At 75.0% G+C, this 26,576-nt stretch carries 24 protein-coding genes, 4 pseudogenes and 1 riboswitch; of the genes and pseudogenes, 18 read left to right on the forward strand and 10 right to left on the reverse strand.

Annotation, left to right across the window (positions count from 1 at the left end):
• Positions 1–225 (forward strand): annotated as a pseudogene (locus QC029_RS27555) (M56 family peptidase); the annotation flags it as partial.
• A 113-nt stretch (positions 226–338) separates the two neighbouring features.
• Here the strand turns inward: QC029_RS27555 and QC029_RS27560 are convergent.
• Positions 339–1,222 (reverse strand): annotated as a pseudogene (locus QC029_RS27560) (sporulation protein).
• 100 nt (positions 1,223–1,322) lie between these two features.
• Complete coding sequence (locus QC029_RS27565) at positions 1,323–1,451, reverse strand: hypothetical protein (protein ID WP_279558541.1); 129 nt, start codon at positions 1,449–1,451, stop codon at positions 1,323–1,325.
• A 427-nt stretch (positions 1,452–1,878) separates the two neighbouring features.
• Here QC029_RS27565 and QC029_RS27570 point away from each other — a divergent pair, with 427 nt between their 5' ends.
• Both QC029_RS27570 and QC029_RS27575 read left to right on the forward strand, forming a co-directional pair.
• Positions 1,879–2,913: a sodium:calcium antiporter gene (locus QC029_RS27570; RefSeq protein WP_279558542.1), complete on the forward strand. Its 1,035-nt coding sequence runs from the start codon at positions 1,879–1,881 to the stop codon at positions 2,911–2,913.
• 211 nt (positions 2,914–3,124) lie between these two features.
• Positions 3,125–3,532, forward strand: a complete 408-nt coding sequence (locus QC029_RS27575) for an SSI family serine proteinase inhibitor (RefSeq protein WP_279558543.1) — start codon at positions 3,125–3,127, stop codon at positions 3,530–3,532.
• A gap of 75 nt (positions 3,533–3,607) precedes the next feature.
• Here the strand turns inward: QC029_RS27575 and QC029_RS27580 are convergent, their stop codons facing one another.
• From QC029_RS27580 to QC029_RS27595, 4 genes are all read right to left on the reverse strand, one after another.
• Positions 3,608–3,766: a hypothetical protein gene (locus QC029_RS27580; protein ID WP_279558544.1), complete on the reverse strand. Its 159-nt coding sequence runs from the start codon at positions 3,764–3,766 to the stop codon at positions 3,608–3,610.
• Between the two features lie 105 nt (positions 3,767–3,871).
• A complete protein-coding gene (locus tag QC029_RS27585) occupies positions 3,872–4,822 on the reverse strand; it encodes a cytochrome c oxidase assembly protein (RefSeq protein ID WP_279558545.1) in 951 nt (316 codons plus the stop codon).
• A 118-nt stretch (positions 4,823–4,940) separates the two neighbouring features.
• Positions 4,941–5,669 carry a type 1 glutamine amidotransferase gene (locus QC029_RS27590; RefSeq protein ID WP_279558546.1) on the reverse strand — a complete coding sequence of 243 codons (729 nt, stop codon included), beginning with the start codon at positions 5,667–5,669 and terminating at the stop codon, positions 4,941–4,943.
• A 63-nt stretch (positions 5,670–5,732) separates the two neighbouring features.
• The gene (locus QC029_RS27595) at positions 5,733–6,971 is read right to left on the reverse strand and encodes a MurT ligase domain-containing protein (RefSeq protein WP_279558547.1); all 1,239 of its coding nucleotides are present in this window, start codon (positions 6,969–6,971) and stop codon (positions 5,733–5,735) included.
• 107 nt (positions 6,972–7,078) lie between these two features.
• Here QC029_RS27595 and def point away from each other — a divergent pair, with 107 nt between their 5' ends.
• Entirely contained in the window at positions 7,079–7,630 is a 552-nt protein-coding gene (def, locus tag QC029_RS27600) for a peptide deformylase (RefSeq protein ID WP_279558548.1), read from the forward strand.
• 32 nt (positions 7,631–7,662) lie between these two features.
• Here the strand turns inward: def and QC029_RS27605 are convergent, their stop codons facing one another.
• Positions 7,663–8,304, reverse strand: coding sequence for a TetR family transcriptional regulator (locus tag QC029_RS27605; protein ID WP_279558564.1), 642 nt, complete (start codon positions 8,302–8,304; stop codon positions 7,663–7,665).
• Positions 8,305–8,465: 161 nt separating this feature from the next.
• Here QC029_RS27605 and QC029_RS27610 point away from each other — a divergent pair, with 161 nt between their 5' ends.
• From QC029_RS27610 to QC029_RS27650, 10 genes and pseudogenes are all read left to right on the forward strand, one after another.
• Entirely contained in the window at positions 8,466–9,719 is a 1,254-nt protein-coding gene (locus QC029_RS27610; RefSeq protein WP_279558549.1) for an acyl-CoA dehydrogenase family protein, read from the forward strand.
• A gap of 424 nt (positions 9,720–10,143) precedes the next feature.
• Positions 10,144–10,520, forward strand: a pseudogene (locus QC029_RS27615) (toxin Doc).
• Between the two features lie 368 nt (positions 10,521–10,888).
• Positions 10,889–11,042, forward strand: a riboswitch (cyclic di-AMP (ydaO/yuaA leader).
• A 4-nt stretch (positions 11,043–11,046) separates the two neighbouring features.
• Positions 11,047–11,520, forward strand: a complete 474-nt coding sequence (locus QC029_RS27620) for a C40 family peptidase (protein WP_279558550.1) — start codon at positions 11,047–11,049, stop codon at positions 11,518–11,520.
• 109 nt (positions 11,521–11,629) lie between these two features.
• Entirely contained in the window at positions 11,630–12,652 is a 1,023-nt protein-coding gene (locus QC029_RS27625) for an NAD-dependent epimerase/dehydratase family protein (RefSeq protein WP_279558551.1), read from the forward strand.
• Positions 12,653–12,775: 123 nt separating this feature from the next.
• The gene (locus tag QC029_RS27630; protein WP_279558552.1) at positions 12,776–13,087 is read left to right on the forward strand and encodes a hypothetical protein; all 312 of its coding nucleotides are present in this window, start codon (positions 12,776–12,778) and stop codon (positions 13,085–13,087) included.
• 274 nt (positions 13,088–13,361) lie between these two features.
• Complete coding sequence (locus tag QC029_RS27635; RefSeq protein ID WP_279558553.1) at positions 13,362–13,751, forward strand: hypothetical protein; 390 nt, start codon at positions 13,362–13,364, stop codon at positions 13,749–13,751.
• Between the two features lie 444 nt (positions 13,752–14,195).
• Positions 14,196–16,478 (forward strand): helix-turn-helix transcriptional regulator, encoded by a 2,283-nt coding sequence (locus QC029_RS27640; RefSeq protein WP_279558554.1) that lies wholly within the window; start codon positions 14,196–14,198, stop codon positions 16,476–16,478.
• 3 nt (positions 16,479–16,481) lie between these two features.
• The gene (locus QC029_RS27645) at positions 16,482–17,039 is read left to right on the forward strand and encodes an XRE family transcriptional regulator (protein ID WP_279558555.1); all 558 of its coding nucleotides are present in this window, start codon (positions 16,482–16,484) and stop codon (positions 17,037–17,039) included.
• A gap of 299 nt (positions 17,040–17,338) precedes the next feature.
• Positions 17,339–17,500 (forward strand): annotated as a pseudogene (locus QC029_RS31240) (S1 family peptidase); the annotation flags it as partial.
• A gap of 739 nt (positions 17,501–18,239) precedes the next feature.
• A complete protein-coding gene (locus QC029_RS27650) occupies positions 18,240–19,655 on the forward strand; it encodes an NADP-dependent succinic semialdehyde dehydrogenase (protein ID WP_279558556.1) in 1,416 nt (471 codons plus the stop codon).
• A gap of 97 nt (positions 19,656–19,752) precedes the next feature.
• Here QC029_RS27650 and QC029_RS27655 read toward each other — a convergent pair whose 3' ends face one another.
• The gene (locus QC029_RS27655; RefSeq protein WP_279558557.1) at positions 19,753–20,166 is read right to left on the reverse strand and encodes an anti-sigma regulatory factor; all 414 of its coding nucleotides are present in this window, start codon (positions 20,164–20,166) and stop codon (positions 19,753–19,755) included.
• A gap of 414 nt (positions 20,167–20,580) precedes the next feature.
• On the opposite strand from QC029_RS27655, the gene QC029_RS27660 reads away from it, so the two are divergent.
• Positions 20,581–21,438 carry a helix-turn-helix transcriptional regulator gene (locus QC029_RS27660; RefSeq protein WP_279558558.1) on the forward strand — a complete coding sequence of 286 codons (858 nt, stop codon included), beginning with the start codon at positions 20,581–20,583 and terminating at the stop codon, positions 21,436–21,438.
• A 512-nt stretch (positions 21,439–21,950) separates the two neighbouring features.
• The gene (locus tag QC029_RS27665) at positions 21,951–22,772 is read left to right on the forward strand and encodes a hypothetical protein (protein WP_279558559.1); all 822 of its coding nucleotides are present in this window, start codon (positions 21,951–21,953) and stop codon (positions 22,770–22,772) included.
• 26 nt (positions 22,773–22,798) lie between these two features.
• Here the strand turns inward: QC029_RS27665 and QC029_RS27670 are convergent, their stop codons facing one another.
• Positions 22,799–23,830: a DNA topoisomerase IB gene (locus QC029_RS27670; protein WP_279558560.1), complete on the reverse strand. Its 1,032-nt coding sequence runs from the start codon at positions 23,828–23,830 to the stop codon at positions 22,799–22,801.
• 209 nt (positions 23,831–24,039) lie between these two features.
• Between QC029_RS27670 and QC029_RS27675 the strand changes: the two genes are divergently transcribed.
• Positions 24,040–25,119, forward strand: coding sequence for a glutamate--cysteine ligase (locus tag QC029_RS27675; RefSeq protein ID WP_279558561.1), 1,080 nt, complete (start codon positions 24,040–24,042; stop codon positions 25,117–25,119).
• Positions 25,120–25,214: 95 nt separating this feature from the next.
• Here QC029_RS27675 and QC029_RS27680 read toward each other — a convergent pair whose 3' ends face one another.
• Positions 25,215–25,643 carry a hypothetical protein gene (locus QC029_RS27680; protein WP_279558562.1) on the reverse strand — a complete coding sequence of 143 codons (429 nt, stop codon included), beginning with the start codon at positions 25,641–25,643 and terminating at the stop codon, positions 25,215–25,217.
• Between the two features lie 225 nt (positions 25,644–25,868).
• On the opposite strand from QC029_RS27680, the gene QC029_RS27685 reads away from it, so the two are divergent.
• Entirely contained in the window at positions 25,869–26,507 is a 639-nt protein-coding gene (locus QC029_RS27685) for a hypothetical protein (RefSeq protein WP_279558563.1), read from the forward strand.
• Positions 26,508–26,576 lie beyond the last annotated feature (69 nt).

Consider the following 26,576-nt stretch of genomic DNA (forward strand, 5'->3'; position numbering starts at 1 on the left):
GGTCCGGCCGCGGCATGGGCCCACTTCGCCGCGGCCGGACCGGTGCCGCGGCGGGTGGCGGCGCTGCTGGGCCCGGCTCCGGCGGCGCGCAGTTGGCCGCCGGTGTTCACCACGGCGGGGCTGGCGGCCTGGACGGCCGCGGCGGGGACCACCGTCTCGGCGCTGTCCTCGGCGAACTCGGCCGTCACCCTGTTCCTCGTCCTGAAGGCGGCCACCCCGCTGTAACGGCCGGGGATCCGGACCCGCCCGACGGGCCGGGGCGACCGTGCCGCCCGCCGCCGCGACGCGAGCCCGCACATCGCCGTGCTCGCGTCGCGGAACGCGCCGCTTCCGGGGCCTCAGCCCTCTTCCTCGTCCCCCTCGAAGAAGTCGCCCACCTCGGCCGCGACCATCCCGCCGGCGACGCCGACCGCGAGTCCGGCGGTGCCGGCGGCGACGGCGGTGCCCATGCCGGGGCCGGACCGGTGGCCGTCGTGGTGCCCGCCGTGGCCGTGGGCGCCGTGCGCGGCGCGGTGCTCGACGAGCTGCCGGACCCAGGCGTCCACCTCGGCGTTCCAGTCGAGGGTGTCCCGGTGGCCGACGGTGAAGCGGGGTGAGCGCGTCGTGGCCGCCGGAGAGCGGGCCGCCGCGCTTGTCGGCCTCCATCCCGCCGGGGCCGGCCAGGAAGGTCACCCCGATCTCGTCGGCCGCGTGCGCGTACCGCGGACGGGGGTGAACTTGATCTCCTGGTGGAAGGGGAGGGCCCGGCCGGCGCCGTGGATGCGCCCGTACTCCAGGTCGGCCGACCTGAAGCCGAAGCCGAGCTGCCCGAGTGCCTCCAGGACGGCCTCCTGCGCGGGCAGCGGACGCACCGACAGCGGGTCGAGGTCGCCCCTGTCCCTCGCGCCGGCCACCGACAGTTCGGTGCGGTACCCCCAGGACGACGCCCTGGGGCCGGCCGTGCAGCTCGGTGACGGGCGTCTCCCTCGGCCAGGCGGAAGCCCTCGGCGACGGTGAAGCCCTCGAAGGCGATCCCGCCCTCGTTCTTCCTCTCGTCGCCCTCGACCTCGACGCGGGCGACCGGTTCCAGGGTGATGTGCTCGATGTCGAAGCCGGCGCTGCCGTCCTTGAGGCGGATCCGCCCGGACAGGGGGCCGCCGGGCAGGGCCGCGCCCTCGCCGAGGACCGTGTCCACGGTGGGGCCGCTCACGCCGAGCGAGCCGAGCAGTCGTCTGAACACCATCGAGGCGTTCTCCTGTGCCTGCGCGTGTGCGTGTGAGGGCGTGTGGCGCCGCGCGGGGGAGCAGGGGCTGCGCCCGCGCGGCGCCACGCGGTCCCCGGGATCACCTGGCCGCGTCGTCCAGCGCGGCCAGGGCCTGGGCCCAGCGGACGTCCTTCAGGCCGGCCAGGTCGGCCACGGTCTTCACGCCGAACGCCTGGTCCAGCACCTGGTCCAGGTCGGTCGAAGCCATGTACGCCCTCCCAGGCTGACGGTGTGTGAGCGGGATGCGGGGGTGGTGGACCGCCGTCCGGCCGAGCGGCGCCCCGTGGCTGCGGCCTCACGGGACGTCGCCCACCGCGCCGCGTCCTCCCGCGAGGCGTGCGTGTCCGCGGGCGGCGGGGAGACCCGCGCCTCCCTCATTATTTCTACATAGCTGTAGAAATACAGGGGATGCCGGAACACGTCCGGGCCGCGTCGAGGCGCTCAGGCCGGGAAAGGCCGAAAACCGCCCCCGAGCGGGCGATGCGTCCCCGGCGAGGGGCTTTCCCTCCCCTTCGGCACGGGGGCGGCCCCCCGTTCACCACGCGACCGCGCCCGGCTGTTTCCGGTGGTCTGTTCGCGGTCGGTCGGGGCACGAGGCAGAGGACCCTGACGTGCGTACGACAAGGAGAGCGGAGATGTTCGCGGCCTGGACCGGATCGTGGAGCCTGGGCTGGGCCGTCGTGATCTTCCTGGTGGCCGCTGCCGTCACCGTGGTGTGCAGCGTCCGGCTCGCCGCGCTGGGGGACACCCTCGCCGACCGGACGGGCTGGGGCGAGGCCCTGTTCGGCGCGGTCTTCTTCGGGCTGATCACCTCCCTGTCGGGCATCGTGATGACGGCGGTCAGCGCGGCGGACGGCCAGCCGACCCTGGCGTACAGCAACGCGGTGGGCGGCATCGCCGCGCAGACCCTGGCGGTGGTGGTCGCCGACGCCTCCTACCGGAGGGTCAATCTGGAGCACGCCGCCGCGTCCCTGCCCAACGTGCTGTTCGGCTGCCTGCTCATAGCCCTGCTCGGACTGGTGCTGATGGCCTCCTTCGGCCCCGACGTGACGCTGCTGGGCGTGCACCCGGCCTCCCTGGCGCTGGCCGCCTTCTACTGGGGCGGGATCCGGCTGATCCGCGACCAGGAGGAGCCGATGTGGCGTGCGGTCCGCACCCGGGAGACGGTGGCGGACACGCCGGACGAGGACCGTTTCGCCGGGCGGGGCAGCCGCAGCCTGTGGGGGGAGTTCCTGGCGGTCGCCGGCCTGGTCATGGCGGGCGGCTGGGCCGTCGCGCGGGCCGCCGGGAGCCTGCTGGAGGCGACCGGGCTGAACGCGGGCTTCGTCGGCGCCGTCCTGATGGGCGGCGTCAACGCGCTGCCGGAGACGGTGACGGCGGTCGCGGCGGTGCGGCGCGGGGCGGTGGTCCTGGCGATAGCGGCCATCGTGGGCGGCAACTGCCTGGACGTGCTCAACCTTGCCGTCGGCGACCTCTTCTTCCGCGGCGGTTCCCTGTTCCACGAGGCCGGCCCCGACCAGCTCTTCCTCACCGGCGCCTCGCTGGTGATGACCACCGTGCTGCTGGGCGGCATGCTGGTGCGGCAGAAGCGCGGCTGGCTGCGGCTCGGGTTCGACGGCATCCTGCTGCTCGCCGTCTACCTGGGCAGCGTGGCCGTCCTCGCCTCCTGACGGGGACGGGCCGGCGGCGGTACGGCGGCGAAGGGGGCGAAGGGGGGAGCCGGCCGGGAGCGGGGTGCCCGGCGAAAGGGAGCGGTGTGGGCCGGACGGGGGAGGGGCCCGGCCCGGTGCCGCGCGGTGCCTTGACCGCCCCGGTCCGGCGCGGTGGTCTGGGCCGCGCGATCGCACCCCGTCCAGAGCCCCGCTCCCAGGAGAGGCCCGTATGTTTCCGCGTCCCCGTGCCACCGCCGTCGCGGCTGTCGCCGCGCTCCTCACCCTCGCTCCGGCGTCCGCCGTCCGGGCCGAGGCCCCCGAGCCCGAGCCGGCCCGGGGCGAGGTCTTCCTGACCATCTCCGACGCCAAGGACACCTGGACGCGCGGTGTGCTGCTGGTCTGCCCGGACACCGGCGGCGGCCCCCACCCCCGCGCCGCCGAGGCCTGCCGCGACATCGACCGGTCCGGCGGCGAGCTGCGCGCGCTCTCCGGCCGTCAGCAGAACTGCACCAACGAGCACGAGCCGGTGGTGGCCGAGGCGACGGGCACCTGGCGGGAGAGCCGGATCCGCTGGCAGTCGGAGTTCCCCAACGAGTGCGCCCTCATCCGGCAGACCGGGGCCGTGTTCGACTTCTGAGCCCCGGGGCCCGAGCCCCGAGGAGCCCCGGGCGGGGCGTGTACGCGTCCCGCCCGGCGGTCCCCTCGGCGCTCCTCAGCGCTCCTTCGTCGTCGCCATGCCCAGGGTCACCAGCCCCAGGACCACCCAGGCGAGCCACAGCCAGCCGCTGCCGCCCAGCGCCACCGAGTAGGCGGTCACCAGCACCAGAGCGGTCACCGTGGTGACGGTCATGGCCTTCGCCGTCTCCGGCATCACTCACACCTTCCTCCCGAGTAGGTCGGACCGGTGCCCGGATCGCCGCGACCGTCGCGCCGCCGCGGCCCGGATCCCGTCCGGGTCCGGCCACGGCCCGGAGTGCTACTGGCCGCGGGCCTGCAGCGACGCCAGGTAGGCGTTGTACGCGTTCAGATCCCGGTCGCCGTCGCGGTCAGCGGCCCGGTCGCTCCGCCGAGCCTGCCGTTGTTCGGAGAAGTACCACTGGAAGACGAGGGCAATCAGCACGATGACCGTCGGAATCTCGCTGAACGCCCAGGCGATGCCGCCCGCGGCGTTCTGGTCGGACAGCGCGGTGACCCCGAGGGAGGCGGGCGGGTTCGCGTACGCCTCCACCAGCGGCTCGCCGGCCATCATCAGCGCGATGCCGAAGAACGCGTGGAAGGGCATGCCCGCGAACAGCTCCAGCATCCGCATCACGTAGCCGGGGCGGTGCGGTCCCGGGTCCACGCCCATGATCGGCCAGAAGAAGACCAGCCCGACCGCCAGGAAGTGCACCATCATCCCGATGTGCCCGGCCTTGGACCCCATCAGGAAGTCGAACAGCGGCGTGAAGTACAGCGCGTACAGGCTCGCGATGAACATCGGGATGGTGAACGCCGGGTGCGTGACCACCCGCATGTACCGGCTGTGCAGCACCGCAACGAGGATCTCGCGCGGCCCCCTGCGGCCGCGTCCGGCGGCCGGCAGGGCGCGGAGCGTCAGCGTCACCGGGGCGCCCAGCAGCACCAGGATCGGCGACAGCATGCTGATCACCATGTGCTGCACCATGTGCACGCTGAACAGCACCATGCCGTAGTCGTTGAGCGCGGTGCACATCACCAGCGCGACCGTCAGCACACCCAGCGCGAAGGAGACCGTGCGCCCCGCCTGCCAGGTGTCGCCGCGCCGCCGCAGCCGGACGACGCCCCAGCCGTAGAGCGCCAGCGCCAGCAGACAGCCCACCAGGAAGAACGGCTCGGGGGAGAGCTCCAGACCACGTCCGAGAGTGAACGGCGGCAGCTCCGCCATCGTGCCGTGTCCGTCGTGGTCCATCCGCAGCTCTCCCGATTCGTGCCGATCCGCTCGGACCAGGGTAGAACCGCCCCCGTCCGGGACTCCGGCCGGGGGCGGTCCCGCAGGGGCCCGTACGGGCGCCGCGCGGGCGGTCCGGTCAGGCGGGCTGGGTGGCCGCGGCGATCCGCTCGGCGCGCAGCGCCTCGTACCAGCGGTCGTCCACCGGCGGCAGCGCGTTCACGTCCAGGGCCAGCTTGAGCAGCAGGTCCGCGATCTGGGGGTTCCTGGCCAGCACCGGGCCGTGCATGTAGGTGCCGAAGACGGTGTCGTTCCAGGCGCCCTCGGTCCCGTCGCCGGTCCCGTTGCCCCTGCCCAGCCGGACCCGGGCCAGCGGCCGGGCGGTCGGGCCCAAGTGGGTGATGCCCTGGTGGTTCTCGAAGCCGGTCAGCTGGGGCAGGCCCAGCCGCTCGTCGATGTCGGCCAGCACGTCGCCGACGCACCGCTCGCCCTCGCCGCGGGTGCTGGTGACGTCCAGCAGGCCCAGGCCCGGCTCGCGCTGCCCGAGGTCGTTGATGAACTCGTGGCCCAGGATCTGGTAGCCGGCGCACACCGAGAAGACGATGGCGCCGTTGTCCACGGCCCGGTTCAGTCCGCCGTCGCGGCGCAGCCGCTCGGCCGCCAGCCGCTGCGGCCGGTCCTCGCCGCCGCCGACCAGGTAGATGTCCCCGGAGGTGGGGATCGGCTGGTCGGAACGGACGTCGATCCGGTGCACGCCCAGCCTGCGCTGCCGCGCACGCCGCTCCACCACCAGCACGTTGCCCTGGTCGCCGTAGGTGCTCAGCAGGTCCGGGTAGACCCACACCACGCGCAGGCCGCTCTCACTCATGCTCGCTCGCATCCTCGCCGTGTCTCCGGCCGTCTCTTCCGGCCTGTCTCGAAGGGCTCGGGGTCAGTTGCCGACGATGCGGCGCAGGTCCTGGAAGGCGGTGTAGTTGGCGATCGCCTCGATCCGGCCGGGCGGGCACTGCCGTACGGCCTCGGCGGCGTTCTCGCAGACCTGGAAGTCGACCCCCGCGACCTCCAGCCGGACCGCCAGATCCAGCTTGCGGTCGCCGATCACGCAGATGGGGTGCCCGGCCAGCCGGGAGTAGTCCACGTCCCACAGCCAGGAGGTGTCGGTGCCGTCCGCGCCGCGCGCGTTGACCGACAGGATCACGGGGGCGGGCGGGCCGTCGATCAGGGAGAAGGTCTCCAGCCAGCCCGCCGGGTTCTTCGCCAGCAGCAGCCGGATGTCGCGGCCCTGGAAGGACACCACGTCGTAGCGGCCGGCCACCGCGGTCACCGCGTACATCCGCTCCAGCGCCGTCTGGGGCGGCACCCCGAAGGCGGCGGCGACGGCCGCGGAGGTGGTGGCGTTGGCCTTGTTGGCGCGGCCGGGGAGCTGGAGGCGGATCGGCCAGGCCGATCCGTGCGGGTCCAGCACGTGGTCGCCCGACAGGGCCCAGCTCGGGGTGGGCCGGCGGAAGCCGCACTCGCCGCAGAACCAGTCGTCCCCGGGGCGCTGCATCACGCCGCCGCACGCCGGGCAGGACCAGGCGTCGTCCTTCCACTCCTGTCCGGCGGCCACCCACACCACGTTGGGGGAGGAGGAGGCGGCCCACACCACCAGCGGGTCGTCGGCGTTCGCCACGATCACGGCCTTGGAGCCGGACAGGCCCTCGCGCCAGTGCTCGGCCAGCATCCGGGTCTCGGCGGCGCGGTCGAGCTGGTCGCGGGAGAGGTTGAGCAGGGCGATGGCCTTGGGCGCCACGTCGCGGGCGACCGCGGCGAGGTACTTCTCGTCCACCTCGATGACGCCGTAGCGCGCGTCGCCGCTGCCGGCGAGCGCCGCGGTGATGCCGGCGGGCATGTTGGCGCCCAGCGCGTTGGAGACGACCGGGCCGGCGGCCCGCAGGGCCTCGGCGATCAGCCGGGTCGTCGTGGTCTTGCCGTTGGTCGCCGACACCAGGACGACGTCCAGGTGCTGGGCGAGCTTGGCCAGCAGGTCGGGGTCGAGTTTGAGAGCCACCCGTCCGCCGATCACCGACCCGCTGCCGCGGCCCGCGGCCCGTGACACCGCCGCGGCGGCCTTGCCCGCCGTCACGGCCAGCTTGGCCCGCGGCGGCAGCGGCTCCGTGTTGCCTGCCATCGTCCTGTCCCTCCTTGCCCCTGGATCGGGGATCAGCCTACCGAGGTCCGCTCCCGGCCCCGAATCGCGCCACCCCGGGATGATCAACACGGCGTAGAGTGACGCCCATGCACCGCGGCACCATTCCCGGAAGTTCCGGCTCTGTCCATCCCCTGCGGCTGCCGGCCGATCCGGCCCTGCGCACGCGGTGCGCGGAGGTGACGTCGTTCGACGCGGAGCTGGCCCGGCTGGTGGAGGACCTGTTCGCGTCGATGTACGCCGCGTACGGCGTGGGGCTGGCGGCCAACCAGATCGGCGTCCCCGTGCGGGTGTTCGTCTACGACTGCCCCGACGACGAGGACCGCCGCCACCTGGGCCACGTGGTCAACCCCCGCCTGGTGGAGACCGGCGGCGCCATCGTACGCGGCCCGGAGAGCTGCCTGTCCCTGCCCGGCGCGGAGGCGGCGGTGGAGCGCCGCGACCGCGCCGTGGTGGAGGGGTACGACAGGAGGGGGGAGCCGGTGCGGATCGAGGGCACCGGCTTCTTCGCCCGCTGCCTGCAGCACGAGTGCGACCACCTCGACGGGGGCGTGTACGCCGACCGCCTCACGGAGCGGCGGCGCCGCCGGGTGCTGCGCGCGGTGCGTCCGGCGCCGTGGTCCGCGCCGGACGGGGGCTAGGGACGGGGGCTGGGGCCGGCGCCGCCCGCGGCTCAGAGACCGGGACCGCCGGCCAGGTCCTCCGCCGTGGCCAGACCTCCCCACAGCAGGTCGGCCAGGTGGCCCACCAGTCGCTCCCGGGGACAAGGCCGTTCGCCCAGCCACCAGTCGCCGGCCGCGTGCATCATGCCGACGATGCCGTGCCCCCACACCCGGGCCCGCTCCGCGCCGCCGGAGCCGAGGTCGACGCGTTCGGCGATCACCGTGGCCAGCTCCTCGCCGAGCCTGCGCAGCAGCGGGGCCGAGTACTGGCCGACGTCGAAGCCGCGCTCGCCGCCGGGCTCCTCGGCGGGGTGCATCAGGAAGCGGTAGACCTGCGGCCTGGCCTCGATGGCGGCCAGGTACGTGTCGAGCGCCGCCTCCACGCGCTCGCGCCGGTCGGTGGGGGCGTCCAGGGCGGCGCGCAGCGCGTCCACCAGGGCTTCGGTGTGCCGTACGGCCAGGGCGCGGTACAGCCCGCCCTTGTCGCCGAAGTGCCGGTAGAGGATGGGCTTGGTGATCCCGGCCTCGGCGGCGATGGCGTTCATCGAGGCGCCGGGGCCGTCGCGCAGCACCACGCGCTCGGCGGCCTCCAGGAGTTCCCGGCGGCGGCGCTCGGTGGCGCTGCGCTGGTCCTCCCGCGGTGTGGTCTCCATGTCCTCGGCCTCCCCGACCCTGCTGCGACGCCTCGCCGTCACCTGAGCGCAACGTAACACCCGCGGGCGGCGGGGGAGGGCACCGGCGGCGGGAGGTTGACACCGCACTGGCCGGTAACATATTCACGTTACCGCTAGTAACAACGGATGGAGGAGCTTCCATGGCGGAGTTCGCGCTCGACCTCAACGACGACCAGAAGGCCGTACGGGAATGGATCCACGGCTTCGCGGCCGACGTCATGCGCCCCGCCGCCGCGGAGTGGGACGAGCGCGAGGAGACCCCCTGGCCCATCATCCAGGAGGCGGCCAAGATCGGCCTCTACTCGCTCGACTTCTACGCCCAGCAGTACTTCGACCCCACCGGCCTGAGCATCCCCATGGTCATGGAGGAGCTGTTCTGGGGGGACGCCGGCATCGGCCTGTCGATCGTGGGCACCTCCCTGGCCGCCGTCGGCGTGCTCGCCAACGGCACCGAGGAGCAGATCGGCACCTGGATCCCGCAGATGTACGGCGACGCGAACGACGTGAAGGTCGCCGCCTTCTGCTCCTCCGAGCCGGACGCCGGATCGGACGTCTCGGCCATGCGCACCCGCGCGGTCTACGACGAGGCCAAGGACGAGTGGGTGCTCAACGGCACCAAGACCTGGGCGACCAACGGCGGGATCGCCAACGTCCACGTCGTCGTCGCCGTCGTCGACCCCGAGCTCGGCTCCAGGGGGCACGCCTCCTTCGTGGTCCCGCCGAACACCCCCGGCCTGTCCCAGGGCCAGAAGTTCAAGAAGCACGGCATCCGCGCCTCCCACACCGCCGAGGTGGTCCTGGAGGACGTCCGCGTCCCCGGCCACTGCCTGCTGGGCGGCAAGGACAAGCTCGACGAGCGCCTGGCCCGCGCCCGCGAGCGGGCGCGGAAGAGCGGCTCGGGGGCGTCCCCGGCCGAAAGGCGGGAGAGGGGCAAGAACGCCGCGATGGCCACCTTCGAGGCGTCCCGCCCGGCCGTGGGCGCCCAGGCCGTGGGCATCGCCCGCGCCGCCTACGAGGTCGCCCTGGAGTACGCCAGGACCCGGGTGCAGTTCGGCCGCCCGATCATCGACAACCAGGGCGTCGCCTTCCAGCTCGCCGACATGCGCACCCGCATCGACGCCGCCCGGCTGCTGGTGTGGCGGGCCTCGTGGATGGCGGCGGCGGGCAGGCCGTTCGAGGGCGCCGAGGGCTCGATGTCCAAGCTGTTCGCCGGGGAGACGGCCAAGGCCGTCACGGCCCAGGCGATGCAGATCCTCGGCGGCAACGGCTTCACCCGGGAGTACCCGGTGGAGCGCATGCACCGGGACGCCGCGATCTACACGATCTTCGAGGGCACCAGCGAGATCCAGCGCCTGGTGATCGCCCGCACGATCTCGGGCGTGCACGTCCGGTGACCCCCGGGTCCGCCGCGGGGGCCGCCGCCCCCGCGGCGGGCCGCCCGGCGGTACCGGACCGGCGCGGCTGTGAGCTGAGGTGATCGCCGCACCGGCACCGGCACCGGCGCAGTGCCGTGGGGACACGCCGGCCCCGAACGTGGACTTCAGCGACCGGGAGCCTCAGGACCCCCTGGGGGATCGCCCGGGAGCGCGGGACGACGAGGGAGGCGCCGGTGCGCGAGGCCACCGCCGCCGGCACCGCTCGGCACAGCCCGGCACCGTCCGGCGCCGCGCCCTGAAGGAGGCGGCCGAGGTCTTCCGCCGCTCCCTTTCCGACCCCGCCGCGGAGGCGTTCCCCGAGGTGTTCGCCGAGCGCTCCCCGACGACGGACCCCGCGGGGAGTTCCGGGGCGGGCCGCCTGAAGTGGGGGCCCGAGCACACCGTGACGCCCGTCGTCCGCATCGACGTGTCCGGGCTGCCGCAGCGGCACGGGGAGATCCCCGGGACCAGCCGGCGATCCCCGACTTCTCCGCCCTCGTCGCGGCCGTCGCCCACCACCGCGTGGACCCGCCGCGGCCGGGCGCCGACCCCGGCCCGGCCCCGCGCACCGCCGCCCTGCCGCACGCCCCGGTCCCGCTCGGGCCGCTGCCCGCCGGCAACGCCCGGTTCGCCGGCGCCACGGCCGTCGCCCACACGCACGCCATCGGCTAGGGCGTCGACGCCTCCCACGGAGCTCTGACGGGCCCGGCCCGGGAGGTTCTCTCCGGCGCGGCGGACGTCCTCGCCGCCGCTGACCGCATCCGCTCCCGGCACATTTGACGCTCCCTCCTCCGCGGTCCCGCACCCCCGGCCGGCCCTCCGCGACGCCCCGCGCTCCGCCGGGTTCACCCGACACGACGGCAGCCATTCGGGCTGATTGCGGCGGCGGGCCGAATCGCCCCGCGAAGCGCCGTCACGCGTCCGGGGAGCGCCCAACAACCGCTGGTGGGAGGCCTCTTCACGGGGCGCCGGGCCCGCCGGGGCAGGAGCCCGCCTCCCGGCCGGAGCGGAAGTGAGCATGTTCACAAAAGATCTCTGATCGTCCAATCCGGACTCTTTTTGACGCAGTATCCGTAGACGACTGCAAGTCCTCGCCGCAGGGCGGGGCCGCCCGGACGGACGCCGAATCCTGCCGCCGCCCGGGTGAGAAACGGACCATGACGAATCGGCAGGAGCGGGAGACCCGAGCAAGACGGGCCGCGCACGACGCGGCCCTTGGGGTGAAGCCACACCGCGTGGCCGGGCAACTTCGCCAGCCCGAACCCGACAGGTCATCTTTCGCAGGCGTATGACGAAGGGTTCGCTCATGTCTGCGCACGCACGCATACCGGGTCTGCTGTCCCGGGCCGGCATCACCACCGCCGTCACCGCCGCCACCCTGGCGGGGACGACGCTGATCCCGTCCGCCACCCCCGAGGCCGAGGCGGCCACCCCCGCGAGCAAGGCGCTCAAGGTCGCGGCCTCCAAGAAGGGTGCGCCCTACCGGTACGGCGCCGCCGGCCCCAGCCGGTTCGACTGCTCGGGACTCACCCAGTACTCGTACAAGAAGGCGGGCAAGAAGCTGCCGCGCACCGCGGCTGCCCAGTACAACCGCTCGAAGAAGATCTCCGCCAAGTCCCGCAAGAAGGGCGACCTGGTGTTCTTCCACTCGGGCGGCAGTGTCTACCACGTCGGCATCTACGCCGGTGAGGGACGGATCTGGCACTCTCCGAAGCCGGGCAAGACCGTCCGCAAGGAGAGGATCTGGACCAAGAGCGTGCGCTACGGGCGCGTGAGGTGACACCGGACCGGGCCGGGCCCCACCGGGCCCGGCCCGGTTCAGCCCTCGGCGATTCCGCCGAGAGCGTGGGGCTGTTCCGTCCGGCGGCCCGGGCGGGCACGCTCGCCCCATGAGAAGACTTCTGGTGCTGGGCGGAACGGAGTTCGTCGGCCGGGCGGTCGCCGAGGACGCGCTGGCGCGCGGCTGGGAGGTGACCGTCTTCCACCGGGGACGCCACGCCCCGCCGCCCGGCGTCGCCGCGCTGCGGGGCGACCGCACGGCCGGCGGCGGGCTCACCGCTCTGGAGGAGGCGGCGGCGGCCGGCGGCTGGGACATCGTGGTCGACACCTGGTCGGGGGCGCCGTCCGCGGTCCGCGACACCGCCGCGCTCCTGGCCCCGCGGGTGGGGCACTACGCCTACGTCTCCAGCCGCTCGGTGTACTCCTTCCCGGCCCCGGCGGGCCTGGACGAGACGGGCCCGCTCGTCGACGCCCCACCCGACGCCCCGCCCGACGGCGACGCCGACGCAGGCTACGCCAGGGCCAAGCGGGGAGGGGAACTGGCCGTCGAGGCCGCCTTCGGCGACCGGGGGCTGCTGGTGCGGGCGGGACTGATCCTGGGCCCGTGGGAGAACATCGGGCGGCTGCCGTGGTGGCTGCTGCGCGTCGCCCGGGGCGGGGAGGTCCTGGCGCCCGGCCCCCGCGACCTCGCCCTGCAGTACGTGGACGCCCGCGACCTCGCCGCCTGGACGCTGGACGCCGCCGAACGCGGCCTGGGCGGCGCGTACAACCTGGTGAGCCCGCCCGGCCACACCACCATGGGCGAGCTGCTGGAGAGCTGCGTGCGCGTCACCGGCTCCGGCGCCGTACTGCGGTGGACCGATCCCGAGCCGATCCTCGCGGCGGGCGTCCGGCCGTGGACGGACCTGCCGGTGTGGGCCCCGCCGGGCGAGCTCCACGACGCCGTGCACCGCGGGGACGTGTCCCGGGCCGTCGCGGCGGGACTGCGCTGCCGCCCTGTCGGGGAGACCGTGGCCGACACCTGGGCCTGGCTGCGCGGCCTGGGCGGCGAGCCGCCCCGGCGCCCCGACCGTCCCGCGGTCGGGCTGGCCCCCGGGAAGGAGGCGGAGGTCCTGCGGGCGGTGTCGGACTGAGTCCCCAGGTGGTGACGCCGCCGTTCGGCGGGGTTTCCCGTGAGGTGGGGTGGGCCGTGGCGTCGCGCGGGACGAAGCTGGTCCCGGGCGCCGGGCGGGCGGTGCTCGCGGTCGGTGGGCGGCGTGGCCACGCTGGTGCTGGACGACGGCCCGGAAGGCTCCTCCCGGCGGTACCGCCGGGAGGATCACCACCCGGAGGTGCCGTGCGGGAGCCTCGGCTGGGGCGGGGAGGAGAGCCCCTGCGGCCCCTGCGGCCCCTGCGGCCCGGCCGAGCCGCTGGGGGACTGCCGCGTCGAGTTCCGGGTGTGCGCCCGGGCCGTCCCCGAACCCTCCCTCGGGATCCCCTCCCGCTGGGCGCCACTGGACGGCTCCTCGACGCAGCCCCGCGCCGACTACCTCCGCGGCCGCGGGATCACGCCGGGCCCGGCCGGGTGAGGCTCCAAGAGCCGTACGGGCGGATCGCGCCCGTCCGCCGGGAGCCCGGCGAGGCGCCCACCCCGCACCGGCCGGGGGGCGTGTGCAACCTGGGACAGAAGCCGGCTCGGGTGCTCCGAGGCCGCGCGGGAGCGGTGCCGTGGGCCGTCGCGCCCGTGCGGCGAGCGCGGCAAGGCCGTTGGCGGCCCCCGCGGTCCGGTCGTGCGCCGGGACAGGGCCCGAACGGGCCGGAACAGCCTGTGACCATCGCCCGCACCGGGGTACAGGTGGGGCTATGAGCACTGAACAGACCGGACAGACCAAGGAAGGGGCGTGCCTCGTCGAGGTCGAGCTGCCCCACTGCACCGCTTCGAACGCCTCGGCCGTCTTCGCCGTGCTGAGGTCGGCGTTCCCGGAATCGCCCGAGCTGGGCAACGGCCAGGGCGGGCCCGGGGAGGACGGCGGGCAGCGGAAGTTCTGGGTGGGCACGGTCGACGTCCGCACCCATGGTGAGGTGCGGTGCACGCTGCGGCTCGAGGAACCGGTCGAGGCCGGCCTCAGCGGCGGCCCCGACGCGGTGCGGCAGGTCCAGGACGCGCTCGCCGGTTTCTACGACGTGACGGCCGAGCCCCGGATCTCCGGCGACCAGGAGGTGGAGGTGCGGCTGAGGCTCACCCAGCGCTGACCGGCGCCCGCGGCCGGGGGCGCACCACGGTCCCTGCGCCCCTCGGCCCGGACACAGCCGGACACAGGAACGCAAGGGCGCTCCTCCACCGCGCGCGGCGGACCCGCGGGGTTGTCGCGCGCGGTGGTGGGTGGCACGGCGGCCCGGTGGAGCGCCCGCTCCCGCGCGGGACACCGGTGTTCCCGGCGCGGCTCGGCGCCGCTCACGGGACGGGGCCCGGACCGTGTCCGCGCGGTGCCGGGGAGATCCGTTCAGCGCCGCCCGGCGGGGCCGGCGCCGGGCCTCGGGCCGGGCGCCGGACGCGGCGCCGTACCGCCGTTCCGATCTTCCGTTCCAAGCCCTCGGCCCGGGGGAGGCGGCACGGCACGGCCGGGGCGGGGAGAGGCGCGGCCGGTGTGCGGACAGGGGTGCGCGGAAAGCTAGTCTCGGACGCGGAGGTGCCCCATGCCCAACGAGCGGGATCAGCTGCTGGCCGCGGTCGACGCCCTGTTGGCCCGCCCCAACGAGCTCCCGCCGCCCGCCGAGCGCAAGCGGCTGCGCGGGGCCGCGGGGGTGACCCAGGGCGAACTGGCGGAGGTCTTCGGGGTGCGGCGGGAGACCGTGGTCGGCTGGGAGACCGGCCGCAGCGACCCGCGTCCCCCGAAGCGTGAGGCGTACGCACGGCTGCTGGAGGGCTGGGCCGCCAAGTACCCGGCGGGCGCGGGGGAGCCGTCGGCACCGGACCCGGCACCCGCGCCCGCCGCCAACGCGCCCGCCCCCACCACGACCACCGTCACCATGCCCGCTGCCACCGCGCCCGCCGCCACCCCGGCCGAGGCGGACCGCACCGCGGACGGCGAGCTCGTCACCGGGCCGCCCCGGGCGTGCGTGCTGTGCGGGAGGCCGACGCCCTACCGCGCGGCGGGACGGCCCCGGCACATCGGCGGCTTCTGCCTCAGCGCGCCCTCACCCGCGCTTCCCACCGGGCCTCGGCCCGCGTCCGTACCCGCCCCCGCGCCGCGGCGGCCGGAGCCGGCGCCGTCCGCGCGCCGGGCCCCCGCCACCGCCCGCAGCGCCGCTCCCGCCCCCGCGGCGCCCGACGCCCGCTTCCCCGGCGGGCCGCTCGCCGTACTGGACGGGGACGGCACCGCGCACCTCGCCGACGGCCGCACCCTCGCCTGCCCCGCGCGGACCGTCCCCGAGCTGGCGGACTGGGCGCTGACCGGCGCCGGGCTCGGCGCCCCCCGGCTGCACCGCTCCGGCCGGGACGCCGATCCGCTCGTCGTCCTCACCGGCGCCGCCGCCGAACTGCTCGGCCTCCCGGCGGAGCTGGAGGACCGCCGGGGTCTGCGCCTGCCCGACTCCCACCCGGTCGTACGGCAGCTCACCAGGGCGAAGTGGCAGCTCACCCGGCGCGGATTCGGCCCCTGGGCGCGCGTCTACCGGCCCGCGCAGGCCGGCCGGCGCCACTGCGTCCAGCTCGCCGTCCTCCCCTGGGGAGCGCTCGACCCCCGTTCCTGGGGCGGCGCCGACGGCTTCCCGCCGGCCGAACTGGCCCGGCTGCTGGGCGACTACGCGTCCCGCGTCCTGACCCCGTGCGGCTCCACCGCCGTCTGCGGCCTGGAGCTGATGACCGGCGTGCGCCCGCCGACCCGCGCCGTGCGGGACGAGGCCACCGGCGCGTGGGTCTCCGCCCCGGTGCCCGGCTCGCTCACCGTCCCCGTGGACCCCGCCCCGCCCGAGGCGCCCGACGAGCACCCCGTCGCCGCGGGCCGGCCGGCCACGGACGTGCTGGACGAGGAGGCGTACGAGTGGGTCCGCGACCCCGCCCTGCTCACCGCCGACGAGCGCGCCCGGCCCTGGGCCGTGGGCATCGACGTCAACACCGCCTTCCTCGCCGCCGCGAGCCGTCTGACGGTCGGCCTCGGACCGGCCGTCCACGTCGCCGCGCCCGACTTCGACAGGAAGCTGCCCGGCTGCTGGCTGGTCGACCTCTCCCACGTCGAGCTCGACCCCCGGCTGCCGAGCCCCTTCACCCCGCACGGCGGCCGGCCCGCGGGCCCGGCCTGGTACGCCACCCCGACCGTCGCCTACGCCGTCGAACTCGGCGCCGCCGTACGGCCGCTGGAGGCGTGGGTGCGGCCCGACCGCGGCCCGTACCTGGATCCCTGGCACGCCCGGCTGCGCGCCGCCTACCTGGAGACGATGGCCGCCCTCGGCGTCACCTCCGACCTCGACGGCGCCGCCTTCCTCGCCGCGATGGAGCGCCACCGGGACGCCGACCGCGGCCAGGCCGCCGTGCTGTCCGCCGTCAAGGCCACGGTCAAGAGCGGCATCGGCAAGCTCCGCGAGCGCCCCCAGGGCGTCCGCTACCGGCCCGGCGAGCGGTGGCCCGCGCTGGAACGCCCCACCTGGCGGCCCGACATCCGCGCCGCCGTCATCGCCACCGCCCGGGTCAACATGCACCGCAAGATGGCCAGGACCGCCGCCACCGCCGGGCTGTACCCGCTCGCGGTGCTGTCGGACTGCGTCGTCTACCCCGGCGGCGGCCCGTCCCCGCTGGACGTCCTGCCGCGCACGGAGGACGGCAGGCCGGCCCCGGGCACGTTCCGGCTGGGCGTCTCGCCGGGCATGGTCAAGCACGAGGGCACCCGGCCCCTGGCCTGGGCCCTGGAACTCATGGCGGCGGGCCACAACCCGGCCCGCCACATCAAGGACGGCGTCGACGCCGTCGCGGAGGGGGAGTGACCGGTGGGGAAGGTCGGCGACGGGCTCGAGGCGGCGGAGCGCAACGTCCTCACCCGTCCCATCCCCAGCTCCGCGAGCGCGCGCATGCGGTTCCTGGTGCGGCAGGCCAAGGGCTCCACCAGGATCGTCGCCCAGCGGCTGGGGGTGTCCCAGCGCACCGTCCAGCGCTATCTGGCCGGACAGCGCAAGCACCCGCCGAAGGCCCTCGCCGAGGCCCTGGAGCGCGAGGTCCGCAAGGACTGGCAGCCCAGGGTCCGGCAGCGCGCCGAGAGGAGGGCCGCCACCAGCACGGGGATCGCCGTCGAGGCCCGTGCCCGCTTCGGCTTCACCGCCGCGCCCGGCTCCACCGACGACAGCCGGATGCGCCGCGTCACCCAGCACCTCCCGCCCGCCTACGCCCGTCGCCTGTTCGACGCGCGAGCGGCCGGTGCGAGCGAGGGGGAGCTGCGGGACATCGTCGCGGAGGGCCTGCAGGAGGTCTACTTCCGCGACGGCGGCCGCCGGGCGCCCGACCTGGTCGTGGAGTTCACGGACATCGACTACGTGGAGATCAGCTACTAGCGGCCGGGCGGTCGGGCGGCCCGGACCCTCCACCGCGCCCGCCCCTCCCACCGGGTACCGGAAGTTGTCCCGTCGTGAGTCCCGCCGCGCCCGGACGGGCGCGGGGCCGTACGGCATCCCCGGGCCGGCGGTTCGCCCCGCCGGCCCGCCCCGCGGTGGAGGTCGGTGAGTTGAGCCATCGACGTGTGAACAAGCGGACCGGTGCGACGGCCGGGGCGGGCCGGTACTTCGACGACGGCGACGGCGGCGGCCGTCCGGCGGTGAACGTCCTGGACGAGGAGGCCGCCCGGGCGGTGGTCGTGCAGAACAGCACGGCGGAGCTGAGGGCCGCTGTCCGCACGCTCGGCGACAGGGCCCCGGTGCCGGGGACGGCCTGGCCGATCGACCCCAGGACCGACAGGGTCGTGGTCGTCGCCGACCGGACGGTCACCGGCGACCGGATGGAGACGCCGCGGCGGGCCGCCGACGCGCTGGGTGACCGGGTGACCGTCAGACGGTCCGCGGGCGAGTTCCGGCCCCTCACCGGGAACACCGGCGGTACGGGCTGCTCCCTCGGTTTCGACGTCACCCCCGGCGGCGCACCGGCCTTCCTCACCGCGGGCCACTGCGGCAACGCCTCGCGGACCCGGTCGGCCGACGCCGCGGGCGGCCGGCCGCTCGGCACCGTCGTGGAGTCGTGGTTCCCGGTGAGCGACTTCGCGCCGGTGGCGTACGACGCCCCGGCCGCCGCGGCCCCCGGCACGGTCGGCCTCGAGAACGGCGTCGTACGGGAGGTCACCCGGGTGGCCGAGGCGAGCGTCGGCATGCGGGGGCGGCGCAGCGGCAGCACGACCGGGCTCGGCGAGGGCACGGTGACCGGCCTGAACGCCACGGTGAACCACGGCAGCGGCGACGTCGTCCACGGCCTGATCCAGACCGACGTGTGCGCCGAGCCGGGCGCGGGCGGCACGGACGGCACTGGTGACGGGGCCTCGGTGGCCGACGGCATCACCGCGGGTGGCTCCCGCGCCACCCGGCACCGCCCTCCGCCCGGCCCGCGGCACGCCCCGGACCCGCGCCCGTCTCCCGCCGGGGCGTGCCGTGCGCCGACTGAGACCGCCGCGGACGGGTACGCGCTCCCGCGAACGGAAGCGAACGGAAGCGAACGGAACAGTCGTCGGCCGCGGGCCGCACCGCCTCCATCACCCCCAGGAGGGACCCATGCCCATCTCGACCACCGACCCGGCAACCGGGGAGACACTGCAGACCTTCGAGGCCCTGGGCGCGGAGGAGATCGAGACACGGCTGGAACGCGCCCGCGCCGCCTTCGAGGAGTACCGCACCACCGGCTTCGCCGAGCGGGCCGAGCTGCTGCGCCGGGCGGCGGACCTGCTGGAGAAGGACCGGGACGACATCGCCCGCACCGTGACCACCGAGATGGGCAAGCCCATCACCGAGGCCCGCGCCGAGGCCGCCAAGTGCGTCAAGGCGATGCGCTGGTACGCCGACCACGCCGAGGAGCTGCTGGCCGACGAGCACCCCTCGCCGGCGGACGTGGAGGACAGCGGCGGCAGCACCGCGTACGTGCGCTACCGTCCGCTGGGCCCGATCCTCGCGGTGATGCCCTGGAACTTCCCGCTGTGGCAGGTGATCCGCTTCGCCGCGCCCGCGCTGATGGCGGGCAACACCGGCCTCCTCAAGCACGCCTCGAACGTGCCGCGGACCGCGCTCTACCTGGAGGACCTCTTCCGCCGCGCGGGCTATGCGGAGGGCTGCTTCCAGACCCTGCTGATCGGCTCCGGCGCCGTCGAGGGCATCCTGCGCGACGACCGGGTGGCCGCCGCGACGCTCACCGGCAGCGAGCCCGCCGGACGCTCGGTGGCCTCGGTCGCCGGTGACGAGATCAAGAAGACCGTCCTGGAGCTGGGCGGCAGCGACCCGTACCTCGTGCTGCCCTCGGCGGACGTCGTGAAGGCGGCCGAGGTCGCGGTGGCCGCGCGGACCCAGAACAACGGCCAGTCCTGCATCGCGGCCAAGCGCTTCATCGTGCACGAGGACGTGTACGAGGAGTTCACCCGGCTCTTCGTGGACGGCATGAAGGCCCTGAAGGTCGGCGACCCGATGGACGAGTCCACCGACATCGGTCCGCTCTCCAGCGAGCGGGGCAGGTCCGACCTGGAGGAACTGGTCGAGGACGCCCGCGAGCGCGGCGCCACCGTGCTGTGCGGCGGGCGGCGGCCCGCCTCCCACCCGGCCGGCTGGTTCTACGAGCCCACCGTCGTCGCGGACGTCACGCCGCGGATGCGCATCCACCGGGAGGAGACCTTCGGGCCGGTGGCCACCCTCTACCGGGTGGCGGACCTGGACGAGGCGATCGCGGTGGCCAACGACACCCCCTTCGGCCTGAGCTCCAACGCCTGGACCCGCGACCGCGAGGAGCAGGAGCGCTGCGTGCGCGACCTGCGGGCGGGCGGCGTCTACTTCAACGGCATGACCGCCTCGCACCCGGCGATGCCCTTCGGCGGGACCAAGCGCTCCGGCTACGGACGGGAGCTGTCGGGTCACGGCATCCGCGAGTTCTGCAACGTCACCACGGTCTGGCACGGCACACCGCCGGACGTGCCCACCGCCGAGTGAGGCGCGGCGGAGGGGAGCGCGGGCGGGAGCCCGGGGCAGCCTGTTACACTGCGTGACGGAGTGTGGCGGTGTGTGACGGCGTGGTGGCGCCCTGCCGCTACGCGTCGTCCAGCCTCAGCTCGGCCCACACCAGGCGGCCCCGCTCGTGGGCCACGGGGACGTCCCCCCAGGACTCGGCGAGGGCGTCGACGAGCTGGAGTCCGCGTCCGTTGGTCGCGTCCACGTCCGCCGAGTGCGCCGCGAGGCCGAGTGCGCCGGTGCCCTGGTCGCGCACCTCTATGCGCAGCCGCCGCTCGCCGTGCTGGAGGAGGCAGGAGATTCTGTCGCTGACGGTGTGGATCACGGCGTTGGTGACGAACTCCGACATGACCAGCTGCGCCGTGTCGACGACGCCCTGCGGGCAGCGCCAGCGGTGCAGCCACTCCGCGAGCAGGTGCCGGGCCACGCCCACGGAGGAGCGCTGGGCGGGAACCTCGAACTCCGCCCGAAGCCGCGGTCGCGGGGGGTGCACGGCCGGCAGCACGGATGCCGTGCGCGCTGAGTGGGGGAGAAGAGCCATCAGTGGCTCGCCTTTCGTACGCCGGTGGGCGTCGGGGCCGGTGCCCCGTGTGCGGCGCCGGGCCCGCGCGGGGCACCGGCGCTCGGGAACGCCCGCTGACCAGTCACTGCATCCAGCGCGCCCCGGCAGGGAAGGACGGTGAGTGCACGGGCCCCGCGGGGGGAGCGGGACGGCCCGTGTGCCGGGACGGTTCGACGCTGGTGCGGCCGCGTCGTGAACTGGATCACCCGGCTACTATGCTCATTGGCGTCCACAAAAGGCAAGAAGAGTTCTGCAATTTGCAAGATTTAAACGACAGTCTGGCTGTGTCATCGGGGTCGTGGCACACTGCTCTGCCTGCGAGGCGTGGGCGGGAAGGGAGACACCATGGGCGAGTCACGGTCGGCGCCGACCGTGGGGCAGATCGTCCTGGGTCTACGCCTGCGTGACCTGCGGGAACGCGCCGGGAAGTCGTTCGAGGAAGCCGCCCGGGTCCTGAGCGTCACCACCTCCACGGTCCGCCGCATGGAGAAGGCCGAGGTGGGCCTGCGCCCGCTGTACGTCAAGGCGCTGCTGGAGAGCTACGGGGTCGAGGCGGCGGAGATCGACGCCTTCCTCGCCCTGGTGGACAAGGCCAACAGACCCGGATGGTGGCACCGGTTCCGCAGCGTCCTGCCGGACTGGTTCAGCCTCTACGTCAGCCTGGAGAGCGAAGCCTTCCTCATCCGCTCCTACGAGCCGCACTGCGTCCCCGGTCTGCTCCAGACCGAGGAGTACGCCCGCGCCCTGCTGCGGACCGGCTTCCCCCGGGCCGACGAGGAGGAGCTCGACCGCCGGGTCGCGCTGCGCATGGGCCGGCAGCAGCTCCTGGCCAAGCCCGACGCGCCGCGCCTGTGGGTGGTGCTGGACGAGCAGGTGCTGCGCAGGCCGGTCGGCGACGCCGAGGTCATGAGGAACCAGATCGACCGGCTCGTCGAGGCCGCCGCCAAGCCGAACATCAGCCTGCAGGTCATGCCTTTCGACGCGGGACCCCACCCCGGCATGTTCGGCCCCTTCCAGCTCTTCCGGTTCAGCTATCCGGAGCTTCCGGACGTCGTCTACACCGAGAGCCTGACCGGCGCCGTCTACATCGACGAGCGCCCCGAGGTCACCGCCTACCTCGAAGCCCTCGACCGCATGGTCACCCAGGCCCTGCCGGTGCAGGACACCGAGCCCTTCCTGCTCGCGCTGCGCGACTCCTTCTGACCTCGGCCGCGGGCCGCGCCGGGCGGCGTCCCGCGGCCGAGGTCACGAGATCATCGCTCTCCTCCGTGCGACCCTTGTATGCGCGCTGCACGTACATGTAGGAATGGCCCTTCCTGTTGATCGCCTTCACGCCGACGCGTGACCGGAAGAACGGAAGAGCAGCGCCATGCCCCTCCATCCGCCCGCCCCCGGAAACGACGCCGACGAGCCGGGAGGTGGGCGGCCGGCCGCACCGGACGAGGAGCGGCGGCGGTTCGCCGGCGGGCGCGAGACCCCGTCGGACATTCCGTCGGACACCCCGTCGAGCGCCGCCGCCCGGGGGCGGCGCACCCGCCGCTGGGGCAGGAAGCCGCCGCCCGAACCGTGGCAGCCCGAGGGCTGGCGCACCGGCCCCGCCTGGCGGGAGATGGAGGGCGGCAGGCGCGGCCGGCCGGGCCGGCCTGGCGCTCGGCGCCGGCGTCACCGCCCTCGCCCTGCTCTACGCGCTCAACCCCTCGTTCGTACGCTCCTGGATGCCCGGTGACGGTGCCAAGGTGCCCGCGCCGCTGTCGGCGGAGACCGCGGCGCCCGCCGCCGCGCCGGAGGAGGAGCTCGTCCCCGACCGGCCGGTGGCCGCGGAGCCGTTCGCCGGATCGCCCGCCCGGCGGTGGGCCGGGGGAGCGGACGCCATCGAGCTGCCGGAGGCCACCGCGGTCGGCGGCGTACCGGCCGCCGAGATCCGGGCCGCCCTGAAGCGCACCAAGGAGTTCCTCGTCGCCGCCAACCTCGACCGCGACGTGCTCCACGGCGCCGAGCCGTCCCGGGCCCTGGACCTGCTGGACCCGCTGATGGGGGAGTTCATCACGGAGGTGCGGACCTCCCTGGAGAAGCCCACCGAGGAGAACGACCCCGTCTGGCTGTTCACCCGCTTCGACCGGGACGAGGTCCGCCTCGCCGGAGAGGTGGTCAAGGTGCGCGGCCGCATGGAGGTGACGGAGGGCGAACAGGGCGTGCCGCGCATCCACGCCGACTACACCTTCGTCTACCCCCTGGTCAGAGCCGGGGGCGGCCGCGAGGTGGCGCGCACCGTCGTGCGTCGCGTCCTCGACGTCGACGTGCTGCACGGGCCGGGGTGGGAGCACACCGAGGGCACCCTGTGGCTGTACGAGTACAACGCGGACATCGCCAACGACGCGTGCGACGAGCACGACGGCTTCATCCACCCGCAGTTCCTCACCGACCCGGACCCGCACGCCGGCCCCGCGCCCACCGGCCCGGAGAGCGACCCCTACGACCGCAGCCGGCCGATCGAGAACTTGGCCGAGGGGGAGTGCGGGGTGGCCTCGCGCACCTGAGCCCCGCCGGCCGCCGGCCGCCCGCCTCAGCCCTCCGGCGGGCGGCCGGTGCGCAGCATCCGCAGCACGGCCTCCTCGATCGCCCCCTGGGTGGCGGGCACCCCGAAGGCGGCCCGGTCGCCGAGGCGGTCCAGGACCGGGGCGATGGTGACGCCCTCCTCGTACAACTCGATCACCTGCGGGTTGACGTACGAGGCGCGGCACACCGCCGGGGTGTTGCCGAGGTAGTCGGAGACCTCCTTGACGGCGCGGGCGACCGCGCGGCGCCGGGCGGCCTCGCTCCGGTCGGCGAACCGCGAGACGGCCAGGGCGACGGAGGCCAGCACGGTGGCGTGCCAGGTGCGGAAGTCCTTGGCGGTGATGTCCACCCCGCCCAGGTCCTTCAGATAGGTGTTGAGGTCCTCGCCCGTCACCTCGCGCCACACCGGCCGCTCCCAGTAGGCCAGCAGCCTCTCCCCGCCCCCGCGGCGGCGCTTGAGGGCGCGTACGGCCCGGAAGGTCGCGGGGTCCGCCACGGCCCGCACCACCTCCCGGCCGTGCTTGCCGGTGTAGGCGAAGGTCACCGCCCCGCCCGCGCAGCCGGCGTGCTCGCGCAGCAGGGTGGTCAGGCCGTAGGAGTTGTTCAGTTCCGCGTAGCGCTCGCCGCCGACGCGGAAGAAGCCGAGGTCCAGCAGGCGGGCCGCGGTGCCCAGCACGCGCTCGCGGGTCAGCCCGCGCTCGCCCAGGTGCGCCTCGACCGCCTCGCGGATGCGGGGCAGCGCCTCGGCGACCTCCAGCACGTGCTCGTGCTTGGACTGCTCCTGCTCCGCCCGGAACTGCGGGTGGTACAGGTACTGGCGGCGGCCGGCGGCATCGGTGCCCACGGCCTGGAGGTGGCCGTTGGGCTTGGGGCAGATCCACACGTCGGTCCAGGCCGGCGGGATGACCAGGGACCTGATCCGCTCCAGCTCCGCCGGGTCGCGCAGCGGCCGGCCCTCGGCGTCGAGGTAGCGGAAGCCGCGGCCGTGGCGCCTGCGGGTGTAGCCGGGGTCGCCGGGCCGGGTGTGACGCAGACGCAAGCGGGTCCTCCCTGGCCTCTTCCGGGCTGGTGCTCCGGGGGCCGGCGCGCCGCCCGTGCGGGCGCGCGCCGGTGGGATGGTCTTCTTCCCTCCTCCGGCCCTTTCATGACTCGCCCGCTCCGCCCGATCGTGTGACCGATCTGTGCCGCGTACTTGCGCACGGGCGGGGAAGCCGCTGGACCGGACGACCGCCTGAGGAGGCTGTGGCGATGAGAAGTGTCGGTGTGGAGGAAGAGCTGCTCCTGGTGAGCGCTGACAGCGGTGAGCCGCAGGCCGTCTCGGGGGCGGTGCTGGCCTCCGTGGGCGAGGGCGAGGAACTGGAGAAGGAGCTGCAGGAGGAGCAGCTGGAGACCGGGACCCGCCCCCGTACGCAGATGGTGGACCTCGCGGTCGAGGTGCGCCGGTGGCGCGGCGCGGCGTCGCAGCGGGCGCGCGCGGTCGGCGCGGAGGTCGCGGCGCTGGCCACCTCGCCGCTGGCGGTCGACCCCTCGCTCAGCCCCGGCGACCGCTACCGGCGGATGGTCGGGGAGTACGGGCTGACCGCCCAGGAGCAGCTCACCTGCGGACTCCACGTCCATGTCGGCGTGGAGTCCGACGAGGAGGGCGTGGCGGTCATGGACCGGATCCGGCCATGGCTGGCACCGCTGCTGGCGATGAGCGCCAACTCGCCGTTCTGGCAGGGTGAGGACAGCGGCTACGCCAGCTACCGCAACCGGGTGTGGGGCCGGTGGCCGTCGGCCGGCCCGGTGGAGGTCTTCGGCTCGGCCGAGAACTACCACGAGCGGGTGCGCTCGATGATCGGGACCGGGGCGCTGCTGGACGAGGGGATGGTCTACTTCGACGCCCGGCTGGCGCGGAACTACCCCACGGTCGAGGTGCGGGTCGCCGACGTGTGCCTCGACGCCCGCGACACGGTGCTGCTCGCGGCGCTGGTCCGCGCGCTGGTGGAGACCGCGGCGCGCGCCTGGCGCGCGGGCGAGCCGCCCGCGCCGGTCGACGTCGGCCTGCTGCGGCTGGCGGGGTGGCGGGCAAGCCGCTCCGGGCTCACCGGCGACCTGGTGCACCCGGCGACCTTCAGGCCGGCCCCCGCCGAGACCGTCGTGGGCGCCCTGCTGGACCACGTCGGCCCGGCCCTGTCGGACGCCGGGGACCTGACCCTGGTCAAGGAGGGGGTGGAGGAACTCTTCCGGCGGGGCAACGGCGCCGCCGTCCAGCGCGCCGTCCTCACGGAGACGGGCGGCGACCTGAGCGCCGTGGTGGCCGAAGCGGTGCGCAGGACCGTGGCTTGAGCACGACCTGAGCACGGGTCCGAGGACGATCCGGGGGACGGCCTGGACATGGCCTGAACCGTGCCCCGCGGCAGCCCCGCCCCCACGGGCGGGGCTCAGTGCTTCGCCGTGTCCTTGACCATCGCCATGGTCAGCACCCGCTGCTTGAGCCGGCCGATGCAGTCCCCGCACGCGGAGAAGACGGTCGTCCTCCCGCGGTACTCGACCTCCGCGAGCGGGGTCAGCGGCACGCCCTCCCGACCGCACCACAGCCAGCAGACGCCGTCCTGCCCGGCGGAGGGGCCGGCCACCTGCTCCTCCAGCCGGCCGATGCAGTCCTCGCACGCGTACAGCGGGGCGTGGGTGCCCCAGGAGATCACCGGTCCGAGCCAGGTCACCGCCGTGCCGGTGCGCAGGCACCACAGCCAGCAGTCGCCGACGACCCAGGCGCACCAGCCGCCCTCCACCGGCTCCGGCGGCGGTTCCGGGTGCGCGGCGCCGCGGGAGGTGCCGCGCTGCCGGCCGGTGTCCGCCTCGGTGGGCACGGGGCGCCCCCTCTCCTCGAAGGGGGGAGCGGCCGCCCGCCCTGTGGCCCCCTGTCATGCGTACCCCGGATCGGCCGGCGGGGACAGCGGAACTCCGGCCAGCCTCACGAGCCCGCCGGCACTCGCGCGAGCGGTGTCCGGAACGCGGGAACCGGGCCCGCCCACCTGCGCGTCCACTGATCGCGGTCGTCGATCGGACGGCCTTGGACAGGGGGGTACACCACAGTGTTCCGGACAACGAAGGGCGCTCTGCGCCAGGCGGTCGCCGTCGCGGTACTGGCCACGGCGGCGCTGACCGCGTGCCAGCCGGAGGACCTGCCGGCGGCCGACGCCTCGAGGTCCGCGTCGCCCGGCGCGTCGGCGGACGCGTCCCCGGAGGCGTCGCAGTCCGCCGCCCCGGACGGCAGGCGGTCCCTGGTGGACGCGGCGGAGGCGGGGGGCCTGCGCAAGCACACCGGTGACGGCGCCATCACGGACGTACCGGTCGACCCGGGCGAGATGCGCGAGGGCATGCAGCTGGTCGTCAGCAACTTCGCCGCCCCGGACGGCGGCGACCCGATCCTCTTCGAGGGCGTCGACAACGTCCCGGAGGACACCAACAAGCGGCGCGAGCACCTCTTCCGCGGCATGCTCGAGCACATCGAGTGGGATCCGGAGCTGGGGCAGCCCGAGGCCCAGCCGGTGGCGGACCCGGGTCCGCTGGGTGGTTCGGTGGAGTGCCTGCTGGCCTCCCTCAGCGAGAACGGCCAGGTGATCTGCGGCTGGGCGGACGAGGGCACCGCCGCGGTGGCCCTGTTCCCCGACAGCACCCTGGACGAGGCCGGGAAGCTGTTCGTGGCCATGCGCGGCGACCTGGAGCGCTGATCCCGGGCGCCGGCGCGAGGCGCCCGCGTCCGTCCGCACGCCGGTTCGCGGCGCCCCGCGCGGGGCGCC

Source organism: Streptomyces sp. DH37, assembly GCF_029813835.1.
Classification (GTDB): Bacteria; Actinomycetota; Actinomycetes; order Streptomycetales; family Streptomycetaceae; genus Streptomyces.